At 66.9% G+C, this 20,297-nt stretch carries 14 protein-coding genes and 4 tRNA genes; 5 read left to right on the top strand and 13 right to left on the bottom strand.

The window, feature by feature from the left end; genetic code table 11:
* Positions 1 to 121: 121 nt before the first annotated feature.
* The 6 genes from IG65_RS0125375 to IG65_RS0125340 form a co-directional block, all read right to left on the bottom strand.
* Positions 122 to 1,393, bottom strand: a complete 1,272-nt coding sequence (locus IG65_RS0125375; RefSeq protein ID WP_030517461.1) for a CdaR family transcriptional regulator — start codon at positions 1,391 to 1,393, stop codon at positions 122 to 124.
* 1,057 nt (positions 1,394 to 2,450) lie between these two features.
* Positions 2,451 to 2,897 carry an SRPBCC family protein gene (locus tag IG65_RS0125365; protein WP_231509412.1) on the bottom strand — a complete coding sequence of 149 codons (447 nt, stop codon included), beginning with the start codon at positions 2,895 to 2,897 and terminating at the stop codon, positions 2,451 to 2,453.
* 981 nt (positions 2,898 to 3,878) lie between these two features.
* A tRNA-Phe gene (locus tag IG65_RS0125355) sits at positions 3,879 to 3,952 on the bottom strand.
* Positions 3,953 to 3,984: 32 nt separating this feature from the next.
* Positions 3,985 to 4,058 (bottom strand) — tRNA-Asp (locus IG65_RS0125350).
* A 28-nt stretch (positions 4,059 to 4,086) separates the two neighbouring features.
* Positions 4,087 to 4,159, bottom strand: a tRNA-Glu gene (locus tag IG65_RS0125345).
* 91 nt (positions 4,160 to 4,250) lie between these two features.
* A complete protein-coding gene (locus IG65_RS0125340) occupies positions 4,251 to 4,916 on the bottom strand; it encodes a TetR/AcrR family transcriptional regulator (protein WP_030517458.1) in 666 nt (221 codons plus the stop codon).
* 907 nt (positions 4,917 to 5,823) lie between these two features.
* Here IG65_RS0125340 and IG65_RS0125335 point away from each other — a divergent pair.
* The 5 genes from IG65_RS0125335 (at position 5,824) to phoU (ending at position 11,958) form a co-directional block, all read left to right on the top strand.
* Positions 5,824 to 5,896: transfer RNA gene (locus IG65_RS0125335), tRNA-Lys, on the top strand.
* Between the two features lie 336 nt (positions 5,897 to 6,232).
* Positions 6,233 to 7,198, top strand: a complete 966-nt coding sequence (locus IG65_RS0125330) for an acyl-ACP desaturase (RefSeq protein WP_030517457.1) — start codon at positions 6,233 to 6,235, stop codon at positions 7,196 to 7,198.
* Between the two features lie 142 nt (positions 7,199 to 7,340).
* On the top strand, positions 7,341 to 8,462 hold the full coding sequence (dusB, locus tag IG65_RS0125325) for a tRNA dihydrouridine synthase DusB (RefSeq protein WP_197039913.1): 1,122 nt from the start codon (positions 7,341 to 7,343) through the stop codon (positions 8,460 to 8,462).
* A gap of 176 nt (positions 8,463 to 8,638) precedes the next feature.
* Positions 8,639 to 11,188, top strand: coding sequence for an LCP family protein (locus IG65_RS35105; RefSeq protein ID WP_369801587.1), 2,550 nt, complete (start codon positions 8,639 to 8,641; stop codon positions 11,186 to 11,188).
* Between the two features lie 98 nt (positions 11,189 to 11,286).
* On the top strand, positions 11,287 to 11,958 hold the full coding sequence (gene phoU / locus IG65_RS0125315) for a phosphate signaling complex protein PhoU (RefSeq protein ID WP_030517454.1): 672 nt from the start codon (positions 11,287 to 11,289) through the stop codon (positions 11,956 to 11,958).
* A 196-nt stretch (positions 11,959 to 12,154) separates the two neighbouring features.
* Here phoU and IG65_RS0125310 read toward each other — a convergent pair whose 3' ends face one another.
* From IG65_RS0125310 to IG65_RS0125280, 7 genes are all read right to left on the bottom strand, one after another.
* Entirely contained in the window at positions 12,155 to 13,828 is a 1,674-nt protein-coding gene (locus IG65_RS0125310; RefSeq protein ID WP_081879755.1) for an MFS transporter, read from the bottom strand.
* 222 nt (positions 13,829 to 14,050) lie between these two features.
* The gene (gene pstB, locus IG65_RS0125305; RefSeq protein ID WP_030517452.1) at positions 14,051 to 14,827 is read right to left on the bottom strand and encodes a phosphate ABC transporter ATP-binding protein PstB; all 777 of its coding nucleotides are present in this window, start codon (positions 14,825 to 14,827) and stop codon (positions 14,051 to 14,053) included.
* A gap of 19 nt (positions 14,828 to 14,846) precedes the next feature.
* On the bottom strand, positions 14,847 to 15,746 hold the full coding sequence (gene pstA, locus IG65_RS0125300; protein ID WP_030517451.1) for a phosphate ABC transporter permease PstA: 900 nt from the start codon (positions 15,744 to 15,746) through the stop codon (positions 14,847 to 14,849).
* Positions 15,746 to 16,717 carry a phosphate ABC transporter permease subunit PstC gene (gene pstC, locus IG65_RS0125295; protein ID WP_030517450.1) on the bottom strand — a complete coding sequence of 324 codons (972 nt, stop codon included), beginning with the start codon at positions 16,715 to 16,717 and terminating at the stop codon, positions 15,746 to 15,748. Before pstC ends, pstA begins: the two co-directional genes overlap by 1 nt.
* Positions 16,718 to 16,823: 106 nt before the next feature.
* Positions 16,824 to 17,936, bottom strand: a complete 1,113-nt coding sequence (gene pstS / locus IG65_RS0125290; protein WP_030517449.1) for a phosphate ABC transporter substrate-binding protein PstS — start codon at positions 17,934 to 17,936, stop codon at positions 16,824 to 16,826.
* A 228-nt stretch (positions 17,937 to 18,164) separates the two neighbouring features.
* Positions 18,165 to 19,148 carry a mycothiol synthase gene (gene mshD, locus IG65_RS0125285; RefSeq protein ID WP_030517448.1) on the bottom strand — a complete coding sequence of 328 codons (984 nt, stop codon included), beginning with the start codon at positions 19,146 to 19,148 and terminating at the stop codon, positions 18,165 to 18,167.
* A gap of 230 nt (positions 19,149 to 19,378) precedes the next feature.
* The gene (locus IG65_RS0125280) at positions 19,379 to 20,152 is read right to left on the bottom strand and encodes a response regulator transcription factor (RefSeq protein ID WP_030517447.1); all 774 of its coding nucleotides are present in this window, start codon (positions 20,150 to 20,152) and stop codon (positions 19,379 to 19,381) included.
* Positions 20,153 to 20,297: the final 145 nt, after the last annotated feature.

The raw sequence follows: 20,297 nt of genomic DNA, 5'->3' as shown, positions 1-20,297 counted from the left end.
ATACGTCAACGCTAGGAATCAGTGAGCTGGACCACACCGTCGTCCGTGGACGAATTACTGCCGAAGTCTTGTCTCTGCGAGACAAAGATCACGCGCCGAGACCTCGGAACGCGTTCGATGGTCAGCGAGTGAGGACCGCCTTGCCGTACCAGTGGCACACCAGCAGCGCGAGTTCCACGTCGAGCCGGTCGTCGGCGATGGGCCGGCCACGCCGCGACACGGCGCGGCCCACCCGGTATTTCACCGAGTTGTAGTGCAGATCCAGTTCCTGCGCGGCCGCCTTGTAACTGGACCCGGTCCGGAGAAACACCCGCAGGGTGTCGCGCAGCCGCGCATCGCTCGCGGTGTCGGTGGCCAGTGGACCGAGAACGTCGGCCACCCAGTCCCGGACCGCGGCGGGATTCCCGCCGAGTAGGGCGGCCGCCATCAATCCGGGATCGGTGGACGCCACGATCTTCTCCTCGGGCCCGCGTCGTGCCGCCACGGCGCGGGCCTGCTGGGCCTGGCGGTGAGACCGGCGGAACCCGTCGACTCCCACCCCCACCGCCCCGATCGCGATGTGTGGAGTATCGGGCCGGCCGAGGGCGAACCGGCGAATCTGCTCGGCCGGATCGCCGGGATCCGAGGTGAACGGCAACCAGACCCACCCACTGGTGCGGTCGGCCGCGGCGAACAGCGGAGCGGCGGCGGCATCGACGGCACCGGCCAGTTCACGGACGAACCGCTGCAACCGGGCCAGATCGTCGCTGTCGGAGTCGGCGTCCGGGTACCAGAGCACCATCGCCACGTGATGCCGGCGCAACGGATACCGGATCGCGGCGGTGGCGTCGTCCACGTCGACGGCCGTGTCCTGGGCCAGCATCTCGCGGACTCGCATGGCGCGCACGCTGTTCCGGTTCTCCAGCCACCGTTCGCGTTCCTCCTCGTAGACCGCGACGACCTGCTGTGAGATCCAGTCGATGTAAGCGAACAGCACGTCGGTGATCTCCTCGATCACCGCGATCCGGGTGGTGGGCTCCATATCTATGGCGTGCAGCTCCGCGAAGACCAGCTCGGTCAACCGCCGCTGTCCCAGCCGATACGCCCGCACCAGCGCGTTCACCGGCACCCCGTGCTGCGCGAGCCGCCGGGCGTATTCCAGCGCGGCGGTCGGCGCGGTGATCCGCTCCACCGCGATGCCGTGCCGCAGCGCATGCAGAATCGTGTCGACATTCCCCTCGACACTCGCCCCCAGCAACTCCACCGTCCGCGCATCCCCCCGCAACTCCGGTATGAGCTGTTCGAGCGCATCCTTGATGAGCGAGCTGACCCCGGTCACCTGCTCGTTCATCCGCGCGGCAATCCGGGCCACATATTCGCCGGAACCGACCTCACCGTCGTGCGCCTTCGTCACACCACGGACGGTAGGCCCCGAACACCCACCCCGACCGGCGTTCCGCCCGAAATTCGTCCTCCCGGAACAATGGCGGATGTGGAATCTGTCTCGTCGCGATCAGCGACCGGTCCGAGACGAGAAGATCCGGTGCCCCGCCGGGCTGTCACTACCGGATACGACGCGTACCCGGACGTATGCTGTGAACCCACAGTCGGTCACCCGCTGCGCTCCTGACCTGCTATTACAGGCTCACGGTCGGGTCGGGAGGGGTTTGCTACCGGCCGCGTATGCGTCGCTCCACACAACCTGGAGGAACATCGCATGAAGAAACTCGTATCGGGACGAGCTCCGTGGATGGCCCGCCGTACGACCCGCATCGGGTCGATCGCTGCCGCAGCGATCACGGCGTCCTTCATCGCGCTGACACTCGCGTTCTCCGCACCCCCCGGCCAGCCGCAGACATCCGCTCCCTCCCCGACCTTTCCCCCTCCCCTCCCGACCTTCCCTCCTCCCCTCCCGACCTTTCCTCCTCCTCTCCCGACGTTCCCCCCTCCTGGTGGAAGCGGTTCGGCCGGGTGTGCGACGTGGAGCGGCTCGGCTGGTTCGAGCGGTTCGGGTAGCTGTTGAGAGCAGCGGCGCGCAAAGGGTTACGCGGGGCGCCCCGTTCATCCGGAGGTGCTCACGGCCGTCGAAGACAAAAAATCCCCCCGACCACAGGTCGAGGGGATTGAAGTGGCCAAGGCCGGGATCGAACCGGCGACCTTCCGCTTTTCAGGCGTGAGAAAAACGGCACAGTGCGGACTGTTATCCGCCCCCAGGCATCCGCCCCTGCAGCCTGCCGAGGGGGCGATTGACCTCCGCCGTACAGGCATGAGTAACAACCGATCCAAGCCGGTGGCTTGCGCTTTCCGGAGTACAACCAGAACCGATCACTCCAGCGCCAGCTCACGGAACCAGCTTGACGTCGACCGCGAGCTTGTGCGTGAATTCGGTGGCGGTAGGGACGCATCCCAGCAGCTGAATGAGGTCTTCCGCCAACGCGTTTATACCGCGGCGACTGGGGCAGTCCGCCGATTCAAGCTTCGACTCGCTTCCGCAACCCGTTGAGAGTGCTGTTCACCAGCCCTTTGATCACCCGCTTGCGAATGAAGCCAGGTAGCGGCAGGTTGTGGTGGATGGTCAACTGGTACGTGACCGAGGTGGTGTCCGGGCCGGCATCTTCGAGCTGGTACCGGCCCTCCTGACCGGTCTGCATGCGGCCTTCCACCATCGACCAGCTCATGCCGTCGCCACGATGCCGGTAGGTCAACGTGTAGGTATCGGTGCCGACCGTTGCCGACGCCTTGAAGCGGGCGGTTACCGGCAGGCCGGTCTGCTCGTCCACCTCGAGCACGTCGGCTTCGAGGATCTCGGGAATCCACTCCGGCTGACTTTTCAGGTCACGGATGGTCTCGAGCACCCGCGCCACCGGCGCGTGCAGGCGCACGGTTTCGGTGGCGCTGTCAGTGGGCATGGCGGCCATCCCTGGCGTCGTTCACTGCTCTGGATCCGGTATCGATGTCGGTCATGAGATCGATCTCTCCTCGCGGTGGAGATGTCGGTGCTGCTCTGGCCGAGGGTGTCTATTCGTGACAGTACTCTCACAACGTAGCGTCGCCCGGGGTCGTGTCAGGAACGACAAGGCGGCACCTTGTCGCACCAACAGTTGCCCAATTGGGCAAATGCCCCGTGATCTTCGTTCGCATCGAGAAGGTCGAGTGATCACCGAGGCGGCGCCAATCTCGCCAACGTGTCTAAGGAGAGAAACGCCTGGTCAGCCCACGCCGTCCACACTCACCACCAATAGCTGGGACTCACCAAACGTCGAGACCGACGACCCTGAAAACCGTTGCCGCACAGGTATGCACGCACCGCGATTAGCGCCCCGCCGACCGCAGCGCCTTCGCTGGACACCACTGCCTCACCGGGAGCGTTCCCTGCTGATTCCCCGTAGTCAGCACGAACTCGACCAGCCCAAGCCATGTTCCATCGGTTGCGCGTGCCCACGCGCGCAAGCGCCCGAGTGTCTGGCCGGTGAGAACCAGGCCGCCAGCCTTGATTCGCATGGCGATCCGGTTGCGACCGAATGGTCCGTCGGCGCCGGTGGGTATAGCGGTAGCGAGGTCGACGAGGACCGGCGCTGGCGGATCCACAACTCGTCGCAGAGGCGGGTCGAACGGGTCCCGCCAATCCTCGAACATACTTTCGGATACTAGACGGTCTCTATTCCCTGAAGTGACGAACCGACGCCCCCGACTCCTTGTCGAAATTGATGGCGCCGGCGACCAGCATCCGCGCCCGTCGGTCGAGGTTCCGTAAGTCCGCGCCTGAGGATCCCGTGCGACATACGTGCAACAGGCATAGGCAAAACACGGTGATTCGCGGTCGATCAGGGACAACCACCCGGACTGCGCTTGGGCATGAAAAATCCCCCCGACCAGGTGATATGTCGAGGGGATTGAAGTGGCCAAGGCCGGGATCGAACCGGCGACCTTCCGCTTTTCAGGCGGACGCTCGTACCAACTGAGCTACCTGGCCGGGGCACCCGAACCGAATGCCGTACAACAAAGCGACCCTGACGGGACTCGAACCCGCGACCTCCGCCGTGACAGGGCGGCGCGCTAACCAACTGCGCCACAGGGCCTTGCATGCTCTCAACGGTGTTGCCACCGTACCCCCTACGGGATTCGAACCCGCGCTACCGCCTTGAAAGGGCGGCGTCCTAGGCCGCTAGACGAAGGGGGCCCGCCGGATCTCTCCGGTCCGTACCTCAACGGCTTCCGTTGGGAGCTCGCATAGCTTATGACAGGCTTTGCGCTATTCCCAAATCGGCTGGTCAGAGGCCCAGATTCAGATCTTCCAGGCGTGCCGAGGCCTTCCAGCCGTGCCGGCGGAACTCCTCGAGCCAATCCTGAGTCGCCATCGCCTCGATGATCACCTCCAGCGCCTCGGTGAACCGGGTGCGCAGATCGACCCCGCCGCCGAGCAGATCGATGATGTAGCGCTGACCGGCCAGCGCGGCCGCCAGGGTGCGGGTGAATCGGTCCGGGTCGGTGTCCAGGCGCAGCTGCTTGCGGTCGACGGCACGCACCGCGAGCAGTCGCGCCGACCGGCTGACGATCCGGCTGCCGCCCGCCCGCGCGTCCTGATAGAACTCGGGTTCGATCACGAGCCGGAACTCCGCCTGGGCGATGATGTCGTTCTCCAGGCGCAGCGCGACCTCGTCGATCATCCCGTGCATGATGTCCAGCGGCTCGAGATCCGTTCTGGCCAGCCACCTTTCGGTGGTCGCCCGATATCGTTCGACGGCAGCGTCCAGCACCGCCCGGGCCAGATCCTCCTTGGAATCGAAATGGAAGTACATCGCGCCCTTGGTCGCGCGCGATCCCTCCAATATGCGATTCAGCGATGCCGCGGCGTAGCCGCTCTTCCCGAATTCAACGGCGGCGGACCTGATGATCGCCGCCCGTGTCCGGCGGGCCCGCTCTTGCTGCCGTGCCATGCTCGAAACGCCTCCGAAGCTGCTTGCCGCCGGAGGAACCGATAGGGGACGGTCCTCGACGAGAAGTTATTAGATTTTCAAATACTTAATTCCGGGCTACCGCCCGGTTTTCAGACTTTTGGTACGAAAATTCGCAGGGATACCTGAAACACACCAGCTGGTATAGTTTCGACGTCCGGGTGCGCCGCAGGGGGTGCGCACCCGGGCGTTTTGTTCGTCTCGGATCCGCCTCCTGCGACGTCGTCTCCTCCGACCTCGCGACCGGCCCGGCCGATCGCGACATGTGCCGGCACAACAACCTTCGGCCGAATCCCAACCGCCGGAAGATCTCCCGGTTCCGCCGGAATTCACCAAGCGATCACCGTACCCCGAATCCCGAGACGACGCGCCACGTACCGAGGAGTCACTTCACCGGAAACCGGGACCGCTCGTGGCAAATGCCCGGTTAGCGCCCGCGTATGCGAATTCCGGCGCGCCCCAGCAATGTTCACCACCATGGCCGGCACCGTGGATACCCGGGACTCATCCCGGCCGCTGCGGTCGGCCACCGGGCGGATCCACCGACACGATCACCTCCCGTACCAAATATGTTGTCACGCACTACGTTTGGACAATGTTTCCACACTTCCGCGCTGAAACAAATTGCTGAGCAAGGAGATTGCCCGAGAATCGGCCGGGTATACGGGAACGCCGGGCCGGCGGGCCCGGGCACAGGTCCACCGGACCGGGTCGGGCGGACGCCGCCCGGCGTTCGGAGGGCGCCCCGGGCCCCGCCGGCGGCGATCCCGCTCCCGGCAGCGCCACTTCGCCCGGAGGGCCGCGCCACCAGGGCAGATACCCACCGCTACAGCGTCACACGGATACCGGTTACCACTTCCGCGCGCGAAACATTAGACTTGCGGACCGCGCCCCTATAGCTCAGTTGGTAGAGCTACGGACTTTTAATCCGCAGGTCCCAGGTTCGAGCCCTGGTGGGGGCACACCGATGGGCCGGAGCGAGAGTTCCGGCCCATCGTCGTCTCGGGCTCTGTTTCGTGCCGCGACCAGCGGCGCGGGCACCCGGGACCCGGAAATCCGATGCTCGGCTAACGTTCACGACTCCCAGGCGATACACCGTTGGCGCACAGGTCCCCCACCTACACTCGCACCGGTTGGGGCATGTGCCGAACACCCGTATGAGTTCCGTCACCGATGCTGTGAACTCATACAGGTGCGCTTCGCATCACACCTACGGTGCCGTAAGGTATGGGCGGCGGCGGCACGGCCAGCAGGGGGGCGACCAGCAATATCGCAGGACAACACCGAAGGGCGTATGTATGGCAAGGGATCTGACTCAACTCGAGCTGCTGACGGAGTTGGAGCCGGTTGCCGAAGAAAACGTCAACCGGCACCTTTCGATGGCCAAGGAATGGCACCCGCACGACTACGTGCCGTGGGACGAGGGGCGCAACTTCGCCGCGCTGGGCGGCGTCGACTGGGATCCGGAGCAGTCGAAGCTCAGTGAAGTGGCGAAGGCCGCGATGATCACCAACCTCCTCACCGAGGACAATCTGCCCTCCTACCACCGCGAAATCGCCGAGAACTTCTCCCAGGACGGCGCCTGGGGAACCTGGGTCGGTCGCTGGACCGCCGAGGAGAACCGCCACGGCATCGTGATGCGCGACTACCTCGTGGTCACCCGCGGCGTGGACCCGGTGGCGCTGGAACAGGCCCGCATGGTCCACATGACCAACGGCTTCGCCTCCCCCGCCGAGGCCGACGCCGGCTTCCTGCACTCGGTCGCCTACGTGACCTTCCAGGAGCTGGCCACCCGCGTCAGCCACCGCAACACCGGCAAGGTGTGCGACGACGCGATCGCCGACCGCATGCTGCAGCGCGTCGCCGCCGACGAGAACCTGCACATGATCTTCTACCGCAACATGTGCGGTGCGGCGCTGGATCTGACGCCCGACCAGGCCCTCGACGCGATCACCCTGATCCTCGAGAACTTCCAGATGCCCGGCGCCGGAATGCCGAACTTCCGCCGCAACGGTGTGCTGATGGCCAAGCACGGCATCTACGACCTGCGCCAGCACCTCGAAGAGGTCGTCCAGCCGGTGCTGAAGAAGTGGCGCATCTTCGAGCGCGACGACTTCACCGCGCGCGGCGAGGCGACCCGCGAGCGGCTCGGCCTGTTCCTCGACCAGCTGGGCAAGGACGTCCTGAAGTTCGAGGAGCAGCGCGACCGCATGCTGGCCCGCGAGGCCGCCAAGCGCGAACGCGACCTCACCGCGGCGAGCTGAGCTCACCGCACGACTACGACCGGGACCGGTGCCGCACGGCACCGGTCCCGTCGCACGCACAGGGCACCCCTGTGATCTCTCGCACTGTCATTCGGATGGGACACTGGAACTCGTGACCGCGGCACTCGACACCAGAACCGGATTGCGAATCGGCCCCTACCCCGTCGATCCGCCGGTGGTGCTCGCGCCGATGGCCGGGATCACCAATGTCGCGTTCCGCAAGCTGTGCCGCGAATTCGGCAGCCGCACCTCGATCTACGTCTGCGAGATGATCACCGCCCGCGCGGTGGTCGAGCGGCACGAGAAGACGCTGCACATGATGGCCTTCGACGAGGACGAACATCCCCGCTCGATGCAGCTCTACGGCGTGGACCCGAAGACGCTCGGCGAGGCGGTGCGCATCATCGTCGGCGAGGGGTGGGCCGACCACATCGATATGAACCTCGGCTGTCCCGTGAAGAAGGTCACCCGGCTCGGCGGGGGTGCGGCGCTGCCCTACAAGCGGCGGCTGTTCGCCGAGATCGTGCGGGAGATGGTCGCGGCGGCCGAACCCGCCGGTGTCCCGGTGACATTCAAATTCCGCATCGGCATCGACGACGACCATCAGACCTATCTCGACACCGGGCGCATCGCCGAGGCCGAGGGCGCCGCCGCGGTGTCGCTGCACGCCCGTACCGCCGCGCAGCTGTATTCCGGCACGGCCGACTGGTCGGCCATCGCGCGGCTCAAGGAAGCCGTCACCACGATTCCGGTACTCGGCAACGGCGATATCTTCAGCGCCGCAGACGCACTCGCGATGATCGCCGAAACCGGTTGTGACGGTGTGGTCGTCGGACGCGGCTGCCTGGGCAGACCGTGGCTGTTCGCCGAGCTGAGCGCCGCGCTGCGCGGGGAGCCGATTCCGGAGGGACCGCGACTTGGCCGGGTCGGCGAGATCCTGTACCGGCACGCGACGCTGCTCGTCGACCACGACGGCGAGGACAAGGCCATGCGTGATATCCGCAAACATATGGCCTGGTACTTCATGGGCTTCCCGCTCGGTTCGCAGCTGCGCCGCAGCTTCGCGACCGTGGGCAGCCTGGCCCAGTTGCGCGAGCTGATCGACCAGCTGCCGCCGGATGTGCCGTTCCCCACGGATGCGCAGGGACCGCGCGGGCGACAGGGCTCACCTGCGGCGAAGGTGGTGCTGCCGGAGGGCTGGCTCGACGATCCCGAGGATCCCACCGTGCCCGCGGCCGCCGATGTGATGCACAGCGGAGGCTGACGCGCAGATACTCTCCGACCTGCGCCGACAGTGATGGCTGGTTTAGAAGTGGCCAACTGTGGCGTAATCGTTATCATGACTGGGGCCGATTCGGCCGGATGTGACTGCGCGTGCCGCCACCGGAGTGATGGAATCGACAGCTCCGGTCGCGACGAAGAGTGAAGTGAGGTTCGTTGGTGGGTGACGACGATCGGCGCGGGCGTTCGTCCCGGCCCGGAGGTCGCGCCCCGTGGGAGCGATACCCTGCGCCGGATTCCGACGACGCCCCTCGCAACCGGCGTGCGGACGAACCGCAGACCTCCAAGCCGATCACCGTCCACGACCTCGTTCAGCGGGTCGACAGTGAACGTATCGAGCGTCGCCGCAAGGACGAGGCCGCGGACAAGCGCCGCAATGCGGGCGAGAGCGGCTCCGGCCGCGGTCGTAACCCGCAGCCGGAGAACGCCGGCCGTCAGGCCGGAAACCGCGGGCGCACAGCGGATAACACCGCCCGGCCCGCCACCGGTGCGAACCGGACGGCCGGTCGCGGCAACCCGCGAGCCGCCCAGCCTCCGAACCCGCCCGGCCGGGGCGGCAGCGAACGCCGGGTCGATCCCCGCGACCTCGCCCCCGGCGCCGCGCCACGTCCCGCCGCACCCGGGCCCGCGGCCCGCGGGCAGGCGCCGACCGGCGCATCGGGCGCCATTCCGAACGCACGCGGCCGCACACCGGCCGACGGCAACGCCCCGGGCGGCAAACCCGGCCCCGACCCGCGCACCCGCCGGCCGCGCCCCGAGCAGTCGGCCACGCCTGCGGCACCGGGTCGGCGAGGTCCCGATCCGAAGGCCGCGCCGCCGCAGCCCGGACCGGCCGCCGCGCAGCGCGACCCCGCGGCGGGCCCACGCCCGTCGGCCGCGGCCGCTCCGGTCGTGCCGGGTACCGCCGCCGACCCGCGTCGTATCGGCGGCGCATCCGATCCGCGCGCGGCATCCAAACCGGGATCGCGACCGGAAGCCGCCGCAACGCGAAGTGGCGCACCGGTTTCCGCCGATGCCCAGGCCACCGCGGTCCACCGCGCCCCGGCCGCCGACAGTCCGGTCGATCGGCCGGTCGCCGGTAAGGCGCCCGTCGCCGAGCAGGTCACCGACCAGCTGCCCATGCCCGACGACGAATCCGGCACGGAGGCAAAGGCTTCCGCGGCACCCGAGGCGGTGGGCAAGCCGCCGTTGTCGCGACTGGCGGCGAGCAGGCAGCGCCGGCGGCGGCGCGCTCGGCTCGCGGCCCGGGTGACCACCTCGATGTGTGCGGTACTGGCCCTCGTCATGACCGGTGTCGGCTGGAACTATCTGCGCGCCACCGACAACGGTTTCACCCAGGTGTCGGCGTTGGACGAGAATTCCACCGACATCGTCGATCCCGGCGGCCAGACCGGTGACGAGAACTTCCTCATCGTGGGCACCGACACCCGCGCCGGCGTGGACAGCCAGCTCGGCGCCGGCACCACCGAGGATGCCGAGGGTTCACGGTCGGACACGGTGATGCTGGTACACATTCCGGCAGACCGCTCCCGCGTGGTCGCCGTCTCGTTCCCGCGCGACCTCGACGTCAGTCGCCCCGAATGCGAGGGCTGGGACAACGACAAGGCCAAATACACCGACGCGAAATTCCCCTCCGCGATCGGCGACAAGCTCAACGCCACCTATGCCCTGGGTGGTCCGAAATGCCTGACCAAGGTGATCCAGAAGCTGTCCGGTCTGAAGATCAGCCACTTCGTCGGCATCGACTTCAGCGGTTTCCAGTCGATGGTCGACACCATCGGCGGTGTCGAGGTGTGCACCAACCGGCCTCTGGTCGACGAGGAGCTCGGCACGGTGCTGCCGAATCCGGGCCGCCAGATCCTCAACGGCCCGACCGCGCTGGACTATGTCCGCGCTCGTCACGTGCAGGGTGAGGAACGCAGCGACTACGACCGCATCCACCGCCAGCAGCTGTTCCTGTCCTCGCTGCTGCGCAGTGCCCTGTCGTCGAAGGTGCTCTTCGACATCGGCAAACTCAACGGCTTCATCGGCGCGTTCAGCAGCCATGCCTTCATGGACAACGTCAACACCAAGGATCTGCTGATGCTGGGCCGCTCACTGCAGAAGGTGAGCGCGGGCGCGATCACGTTCCTGACCGTGCCGACCGCGGGCACCACCTCCTACGGCAACGAGATCCCGCGCGAATCGGATATCAAGGCGATCTTCCAGGCGATCATCGACGACCAGCCGCTGCCGGGTGAGAAGAAGGCGCCGGAGCCGTCCAAACCCGCTCAGGCCCCGGCCCCGCCGCAGCTGACCGCCGTGGATCCGAGCACGGTGTCGGTGCAGGTCTCCAACGGTTCCGGAGTGACCGGCGTGGCGAGTACCGCGGCGACGAAATTCGCGGCCGACGGCTTCCAGATCTACAACGTCGGCAACTATTCCGGCGGCACGATCGACACCACCACCGTCCGCTATTCGGCCGGTCACGAGGCCGAGGCCGCGACGGTCGCCTCGGCGTTGCCCGGCGCGAAGCTGGCCGTGGCCTCGGGTCTGGGCAGCATCGTGGAGGTGGCGCTCGGCGCGGACTTCGCCGGCACCGTCGGCACGCCGACCGCGTTCGGGTCGCCGGTTCCCGCCCCGGCCGGAGCCACCGATACCGCCGCGACGCCGGTCACACTCCCCTCCGACCTGGAACACGTCAACGCGGGCGACGACCTCTGCAAGTGAGCCGCGCTCACCTGCGGCGACATCGCCGATCGCACCGGCACCGACGATTCACCCACCGTTCGTGACTTGGTCAGAGCCGGGAACTAGTCTTTGGTTTCATGCGTGTCATCTACAACGAACAAATGGCCGAACTCGCCGATCTTCTGGGTGAGATGGCCGGACTGGCCGGCTCGGCCATGGAGCGGGCGACCCAGTCGCTGCTGCAGGCCGACATCGTGTTGGCCGAACAGGTGATCACCGAGTACGACCGGATCGCCGAGATGATCGCGCAGGCCGAGGAGAAGGCGTTCGCACTGCTGGCGCTGCAGGCGCCGGTGGCCGGTGACCTGCGGCAGGTGGTGAGCGCCATCCAGATCGTCTCCGATGTGAATCGGATGGGTGTGCTGGCGCTGCACGTGGCCAAGGTGGCCCGCCGCCGGCACCCGAACCACGCGCTCCCGGAATCGGTGAACGGCTACTTCGCCGAGATGGGCCGCATCGCGGTGAATATGGGCGCCGCCGCCAAGGAGGTCCTGGAGACGCGCGATCCGGAGCGGGCCGCGCAGCTCAACGAGGACGACGAGGCGATGGACGATCTGCATCGCCACCTGTTCTCCCTGCTGATGGACCGGGAATGGAAGTACGGCGTGGCCGCCGCCGTCGATGTCACGCTGCTGGGCCGCTACTACGAGCGCTTCGCCGACCACGCCGTCGAGATCGGCCGCCGGGTCGTCTTCCTCGTGACCGGTGTGCTGCCGCCCGACCCGGATGCCGAAACCGAGAAGATCTGAACCGGTTCCGCCTCTCCGGGTCTTTGCGTGTCGTCGGGTGGGTGTGGGCTTCGGCATCGGGGCGGCGGTCGGGTGAGCGGTGCGTTCTGGACGTCCCCGGTGAGTTACCCATGTACTCGCTAAATCAGTTGGCCCGTTGACACACTGTCCGGGCAGAGGCCGCTGCCCGTCCAGCACGCGGACGGGCAGCGAGCTGTTATGTGCGGCTGACGGTTTCGGCTTTCGCCGGGGTGTCCTCCGCACGGAGGCCCACCGTCACCGGCTCCTCCTCCGAGGTTCGGCCCAGCAGTGGCGACGCGCCGCGCTCGGACTTCCACGGCAACAGCACCGCGACGAGCACCGCGCAGACCAGCAGGGCCCCGACCGCCGCCCAGGATGCGGCCGTCGAGCCGGCCAGGGCGGCCACCTTCATGGCATGCACCAGATCGGCTTTCGCACCGGCGAAGAACGGGCTGATCGGCGACTTGACGATTTCCAGCACGCTGATGGGGGTGTCGCGGGCCAGGCTCTTCTGCGTCGGATTCATGATCGCGTCCGGGATCGCGTCGATGCGGGCGCCGACTCGACCGGTGTAGACCGAGGTCATGATCGAGCCGAGGACGGCGACGCCGAGGGTGCCGCCCACCTCGCGGGTGGTGTCGTTGACCGCCGATCCGGCGCCCGCCTCCTCGATCGGCACCGCGCCCATGATGGATTCGGTGGCCGGTCCCTGCACGACGCCGAAGCCGACACCCATCAGGACCATCGAGACCAGAACCGTTCCCAGATAGGGCGTTTCGACGGTCACCCGGCCCGCGAAGAACATGCCGGCGGCCAGCAGGAGCAGGCCGCACACGACGGTGGCGGTGGTGCCGATGCGCTGCGCGGCCAGCGTCGCCACGGGCGCGCCGAAGCCCACCGCGGCCGCGAAAGGCAATGAGTGGATGCCGAATTCGAGCGCGCTCAATTCCTTCACACCCTGGAAGTATTGGGTGATCAGGAACAGGAATCCGAAGGCGCAGAAGTAGGAGACGGTGATCGCCAGGGCCGGGATCGAGAAGCGCCGGATCCGGAACAGCCGCATGTTCAGCACCGGTGATTCCACCCGCAACTCCCAGATCACATACAGCGCAAGCAGAATCAGCGAGAGCGCGTACCCGCCGACGCTGCGCCCGGACAGCCACCCGTGCTTCGGCGCCTCGATGATCGTCCACACCAGCGTCGTGACCGCCACCAGCGAGAGGCCGATCCCGAGCACGTCGAGCCGGCCGCTGTGATCGGCCCGCGATTCCGGGACGACGACGAGCACTGCCGCGATCGTGATCGCGGCGATCGGCACATTGATCCAGAACACGGCGTGCCAGCTGAAGTATTCGAGCAGCCAGCCGCCGGTCACCGGTCCGATCGCCACCGCGATACCGGCCATGGCGGTCCACAGCGCGATGGCCGCAGCCCGGGCGCGTGTCTCCGGGAACAGGTTGATGATCAGGGCCAGCGTCGCCGGGAACACCGCGGCGGCGAAGACGCCCATGCCGGCCCGCGCGGCGATCACCTGGCCGAGGCCCGAGGACATCGCACCGGCGGCCGACATGACGGCCACACCCGCCAGGCCGATGATCATCAGCCGGCGGCGGCCGTAGCGGTCACCGAGATGGCCGAGCGGCAACAGCAGCCCGGCGAAGGCCAAGGTGAACGCGTCCACGATCCACTGCAGCCCGCTCATCCGGGCCTGCAGTTGCACCGCCATCGACGGCAGGGCCACATTGACCAGCGTGTTGTCCAGTACGACCAGCAGTTCGGCCAGACAGATCGCGACCAACGCGAAAATCCGCATGCGCGTCGCGATCGGAATCCCCTGCTGGGCTACAGGTCTCGCCGTTGACACCGACATCCCGCCTCCTGACTATAACGATCGGTTTAGTTCAGGAGCAAGGTAACTGTTACCACGAGTGTCAGACAACCGACTACGGTATGAGATGAGCGAGCACACATCTCGGCCGAACATGTGATAGGCGCCACGCCCGCCTCTCCGCGCATGAGAAAACCCCGTCCACCAGGGACGGGGTTTCGAAACGCGGAGGGACTCAGCCCGCGATCACAAGGTTCGGAGAACCTATCCGAAGCGGCCGGAGATGTAGTCCTCGGTCGCCTTCTGTGTGGGGTTGGAGAAGATCCGCTCGGTCTCGTCGATTTCGACGAGCTTGCCGGGCTTGCCCTGGGCTTCCAGGTTGAAGAACGCCGTCTGGTCACTCACACGTGCGGCCTGCTGCATGTTGTGGGTGACGATGACGATCGTGTACTCCTTCTTCAGCTCCGAGATCAGGTCCTCGATCGCGAGCGTGGAGATGGGGTCCAGCGCCGAACACGGCTCGTCCATCAGCAGCACATCGGGCGAGACCGCGATCGCGCGGGCGATGCACAGACGCTGCTGCTGACCGCCGGACAGGCCACCACCGGGCTTGTCGAGGCGATCCTTCACCTCGTTCCACAGGTTGGCGCCACGCAGCGAGCGCTCGGCGACCTCGTCGAGCTCCTTGCGGTTGCGCACCCCCTGCAGCTTCAGCCCGGCCACCACATTGTCGCGAATCGACATGGTGGGGAACGGGTTCGGCCGCTGGAACACCATGCCGATGGTGCGCCGCACGCCGACCGGGTCGACCGCGGAGCCGTAGATGTCCTCACCGTCGAGCAGCACCGCGCCCTCGACGCGGGCGTTCGGAGTCACCTCGTGCATGCGGTTGAGCGAACGCAGTACCGTCGACTTACCGCAACCGGACGGGCCGATGAAAGCGGTGACGCTGCGCGGCAACACGGTCAGCGACACATCGGATACGGCGTGAAATTTGCCGTAGTAGATGTTGAGATCTTTGACGTCGATCCGCTTGGCCATTGTCGTATTCCGTTCGCTTCTATCGATTCCGCGTGAGCAGTTTGTTGACCACGGCCGCGCCGATGTACAGCAGGGCGATGATCAGGATCAGCGTCAGCGACGCGCCCCACACTCGCATCCGGCCGGCCGCTTCCGGGTTGGCCAGTTCCTGGTAGATCATCAGCGGCAGCGACGCCATATTTCCGTTGAAGATGTTGGAGTTGATCGACTTCGAGTAGCCGACGAGGACCAGCACCGGCGCGGTCTCACCCATGACGCGGGCGACTGCCAGCAACATACCGCTGATCATGCCGGGCAGAGCGGTCGGCACGACGATCCGCAGGATCGTCTTCCATTTCGGGATGCCCAGCGCGTAGGAGGCCTCGCGTAATTCGTCGGGCACGAGTTTGAGCATTTCCTCGGTACTGCGCACCACCACCGGCAACATCAGCAGCACCAGTGCCAGCGACACCGCGAAGGCCGACTGCGGGAACCCGAAGGTGGCGATCCACAGCGCGAAGACGAACAGCGCGGCCACGATCGAGGGCACACCGGCGAGGATGTCGACCATGAAGGTGGTCGTCTTCGCCAGCCAGCCGCGGCCGTATTCGACCAGATACACGGCGGCCATGATGCCCAGCGGCACCGCGATCACCGCGGCCACCGCCGATTGCACGATCGTCCCGTAGATCGCGTGGTACACACCGCCGGCGAACTGGTCGGGCAGCACGCCCTTCTGCGACTTGGACCACCAGCCACTGCTGACGATCGCGTGGAAACCCTTGCTCAGCACCAGGATCAGTACCCAGCTCAGCGGGACCAGCGCGATGCCGAAGCACAGCCACATGACCGAGGTGGCGAGGTTGTTGCGGACCTTGCGGCCCATGCTCACGTGGCGGAACGTGGGCGCCTTGATCGGCTTGTCCAATGTGGTGGTCATCACCCGTTCACCTTCCCGCCGGCGGCGATCCGAGCCAGGGCATTGACGACGAAGGTCAACGCGAACAGTACGAAGCCCGCCGCGATATAGGCGCCGGTCGGCAACGCCTGGCTGAATTCCGAAGCCGCCGAGGCGATTTTGGAGGCGAAGGTGTAGCCACCGTCGAACAGCGACCAGTGGCCGGCCGAGGCGGCGGTGCGCAGCACGATCAGCACCGCGATGGTTTCACCCAGCGCGCGGCCGAGCCCCAGCATGGAACCGGCGATCACACCGCTGCGGCCGTACGGCAGCACGGTCATCCGCACCACCTCCCACTTGGTGGCGCCCAGGGCCTGTGCGGCCTCGATGTGCGCGCGGGGAGTCAGGTGGAAGACCTCGCGGCTGACCGAGGTGATGATCGGCAGGATCATCACCGCGAGCACGACTCCTGCGGTGAAGATCGTGCCACCGCCGCTGATGGAGACGTTGCCTTCCTTGAACAGGAAGAACCAGCCCAATTTGTCGTTGAGGAATTGTTCGAAGGGCGCCAGCTTCTCGGCCAGCACCAGGAAACCCCACAGACCGAACACGATCGAAGGCACCGCCGCGAGCAGATCGACCAGCATCGCGAACGGACGCGACAACACCTTCGGCGCGTACTGCGTCAGGAACAACGCGATACCGACGCCGAGCGGCACGGCGATCAGCAACGCCAGCAGCGAACTCAGCACCGTGACCATGAACAGGTCGCGGATGCCGAAGTGCATGTTGTCGGCATTGGTGACGTTGAACTCGGCACTGGTGAAGAAGTTCGCCTTGTTCGCCGCTACCGACGGCACCGCGCGAATCAGCAGAAACAGCGCGATGAGCGCGATCGCCGCGACGATCGTCGCCCCGGCGGCCGTGGCCAGGGAACGGAAAACGGTCTCCCCCCGGCGGCTGTGGCCGCCGGCGATGCGACCGGCCGGCTTGTTGCTCGACTCACTCGGCATGGAGGAAGTATCTCCCGGCGGGACTTCGTTGCCCGTCCGCGGGCCGGTCGAATCCGACTGGCCCGCGGCGGTGACTTCGTCGTGGACGGTCATCAGGGTTTCGCAATCAGGAGATGGCGTTGATCGCGGTGGTCAGCTTGGTCTTGAACGCATCCGGGATCGGCACGTAGCCGGAGTCCTCGAGTCCGTTCTGACCGTTGGTGATCGCCGAGGTCAGGAACGCCTTCACGGCTTTGCCGGTGTCGGCGTCGGCGTACTTCGAGCACACGATCTCGTAGGTGGCCAGCATGATCGGGTAGGCACCCGGATCGGTCGGCTTGTAGAACGAGTTGGTGTCGATGATCAGGTCGTTGCCCTGACCGACGATCTTCGCGGCGGCGATGGCCTTACCGGCCGACTCGGTGTTGAGCGCCACCGGCTTCACGGCGGCATCGGTGATGATCTGCGCGGTGGACAGGTTCTGCGACCGCGCGAAGGACCACTCGTTGTACGTGATGGAGCCCTTGGTGCTCTTGATGGCGGCCGAGGTGCCCTCGTTGCCCTTCGCACCCTCGCCCACACCGCCGGCGAACGACTTACCCGCGCCCTTGCCCCACGCGCCGTTGGAGGCGGCGTCCAGGTAGCGCTGGAAATTGTCGGTGGTGCCCGACTCGTCACTGCGGAAGAGCACGTGGATCTCGTCCGACGGCAGGTTCACGCCCTGGTTCAGGCCCTTGATCGCCGGGTCGTCCCACTTGGTGATGGTGCCGTTGAAGATCTTCGCCGCCGTCGGGCCGTCGAGGGTCAGGTTGGTGACACCGTCGAGGTTGTAGGTGATGGCGATCGGACCGAAGACCGTCGGCAGGTTCCAGGCCGGCGCGCCACAACGATCGGCGGCCTTCTTCGGCTCGTCCTTCTTCGGGTCCAGAGCGGAGTCCGAACCACCGAAATCGGTCTGGCCGCCGACGAACTCGTTCACGCCGGCGCCGGAGCCGCTGGAGGTGTAGTCCAGCTTGGCGCCGTCGCAGTTCTGCTCGTAGGCGGCGATGAAGCGGTCCATCGCGTTCTTCTGAGCGGAGGATCCGCTGGCCTTGAGAGCCTTCTTGCCACCGCAGGCCACATCGACCTTGGTGGTGTTACCGGTCGCGGCCGAGTTGTCGTCGCTACCACAGGCAGTCAGTGTCAGAGTGCCGGCAGCCGCCAGCACACCGAGGAGAGCGCCGCTGCGCTTGAAATTCACCTGTTCCTCCGGGAAACGCTTCGTACACGCCCGATCCCTCAACGACCGGACGGGTCCTGTGGGTGGCCGTTCGCAGAGAACTTGCGCACCGAGCAGCGAATGCCGCCCACGATCAAAGTAGATTCGTCCGGTTGACAGTGGGACCTGGGCAAGTGAACGCAGGGTGAACAACCCGGCGCGATTGCGGTTCGAACCTGTGAGATTTGCCGCAGTGTTACTGCGAGGGTATCAACGCGCGGTGTAGGCGACGTCGATATGGGCCGTCTCGAACCCGAGACGAGTATAGGTGTGCACGGCCGCGGTGTTGTCGGCCTCGGTGTAGAGGATCACCGCGCCGAGTCCCCGATCGCGCAGGTAGTGCAGGCCCGCGAGGGTCAGCACGCGTCCCAGTCCGCGGCCCTGCGCGGCCGGGTCGATGGCCACCACGTAGACCTCGCCGACCGCGTCCGAGGTCTCGTCCGGCTCGTGCACCTTGGTCCAGTGAAAGCCCAGGATATGGCCGGGATCCGCGGGATCGGCGGCGATGAACAGGCCCTTCGGGTCGAACCAGGGCGCCGCCCGCCGGACCGCGATCTCGGCCTCGGTCCAGCCGCCCTGCTCGGGATGCCAGTGGAAGGCGGCGTTGTCGACCCGCAGGATCTCCGCGTCGTCGGCGGGCCCGGCATAGGTCCGCAGCACGATGTCGGCAGGAACCTCCAGCTTCGGTAGCTCAACGGTTGCTTGATCGCCCTCCGGAGCCTGTGTCAGGGGCCGCCGCATCTGCCACAACTCGCGTGCGATCGTCAGCCCGAGCCGGCCGGCGACCGCCCGCGCCGGCGCCAGATTGCCGTGCGCCCAGATCCGCGCACCCGGACCACCCGCTTGCAGGGCCGCCGCGACGAGCGTCGCGCCGATACCGCGCCCGCGCGCCCGCGGATCCACCACGGCCTCGGCCATCGCCGGGTGATCACCGTGTGCCGGAACGAGATTCGCGTACGCGACGAGTTCGCCGTCACGCTCGACGACCAGATGCCGCGTCCGGCCGGTCGCCGCATCGGCGTCGGCATCGTCGTGCGCAGCCGACGCGGATGCGGTCACCGAGAGCACCGCTTGTTCGGAGATCGGCGCGACCGCGTCGGCGGCACCCGCGCGTTCCACCAGCTCCACGATCTGCGCCGCGGTCGCTGGGGCCAATCCGGTGGTCCAGTCCGGCACCTGCACGCTCACACCCATCCCTCGCTCATTCGTTCACGTCCGCCGGCAGCCGGCACTTGCGGCAATCGGCCCCTCCCAGAACCTGCTCGGCTACCGCCCTGATTCCCGCCGGCGGCGGCCGGCTGACCCAGCGGCCGGTTTCGTTTCGGCGCAACCGTTTTCGCGGGCCGATCGTTCGCGCCGCGGCCAACCACACCGGCCTCCCGCTCGTCCATCGCACCGCGGCCCACTCAGGCCCGTCACCGACCTCAGGACGGGCTGCCGTTGACCTGTGTCAGATGCGAGTCGTCGGCGCCGTCGTCGCCCTCGTCCGGGAGGCCGGCCGGCTGCTCGCCGCCCTTGTTGTTGGCCGAGCGCGCCGGGCGAACCGCCTTGTAACCGACGTTACGAACGGTGCCGATCAGGGATTCGTACTCACTGCCCAGTTTGGCTCGCAGCCGCCGCACGTGCACGTCGACCGTGCGGGTGCCGCCGAAGAAGTCGTAACCCCAGACCTCCTGCAGCAACTGGGCGCGGGTGAAGACCCGGCCGGCGTGCTGGGCGAGATATTTCAGCAGCTCGAATTCCTTGTAGGTCAGATCGAGCGGGCGGCCGCGCAACCGCGCGGTGTAGGTGCCCTCGTCGATGACCAGTTCGCCGAGCGTGATCTTGCCGGTGTTCTCCGGGCTGGCCGCGCCGCCGTTGCGGGCGACCAGCAGGCGCAGCCGGGCATCGAGTTCGGCTGGGCCGGTTCCCGGCAGCAGGATGTCGTCCAGTCCCCAATCGGCATTGACCGCGACCAGACCGCCCTCGGTCAGCACCGCCACCACCGGCACCGAGGAGCCGGTGCTGCCGAGCAGTCTGCACAGTCCGCGCGCGGCGGCCAGATCGGTGCGGGCATCGACCAGAGCCACATCCGCGGTACCCGCCTCGAGCAGCGATGCCACCTCGGTGGGCGCGGGCCGCACATTGTGCGGGAGCAGCGCCAGGGACGGCAGCACGGCTTCCGGGTTCGGATCGGAGGTCAGCAGGAGCAGCTCCACCGGCTCTCCTCCCAATCTGGCATGTCCGCGGGCAACCTCGACGTCAATCGCGAATCCATGCGCGTCGGCACAGGTAATTCGTGCCTACATTAGCGCGTGCGGGGCGCCGATCATGTATTGCGCACTCCGCCGCACCCGCGCGGAG

The sequence above is a fragment of the Nocardia sp. NRRL WC-3656 genome, assembly GCF_000720265.1.
GTDB lineage: Bacteria > Actinomycetota > Actinomycetes > Mycobacteriales > Mycobacteriaceae > Nocardia > Nocardia nova.
Note: the sequence above shows the minus strand (reverse complement) of the source record. Positions and strands in the feature narration are given on the sequence as shown.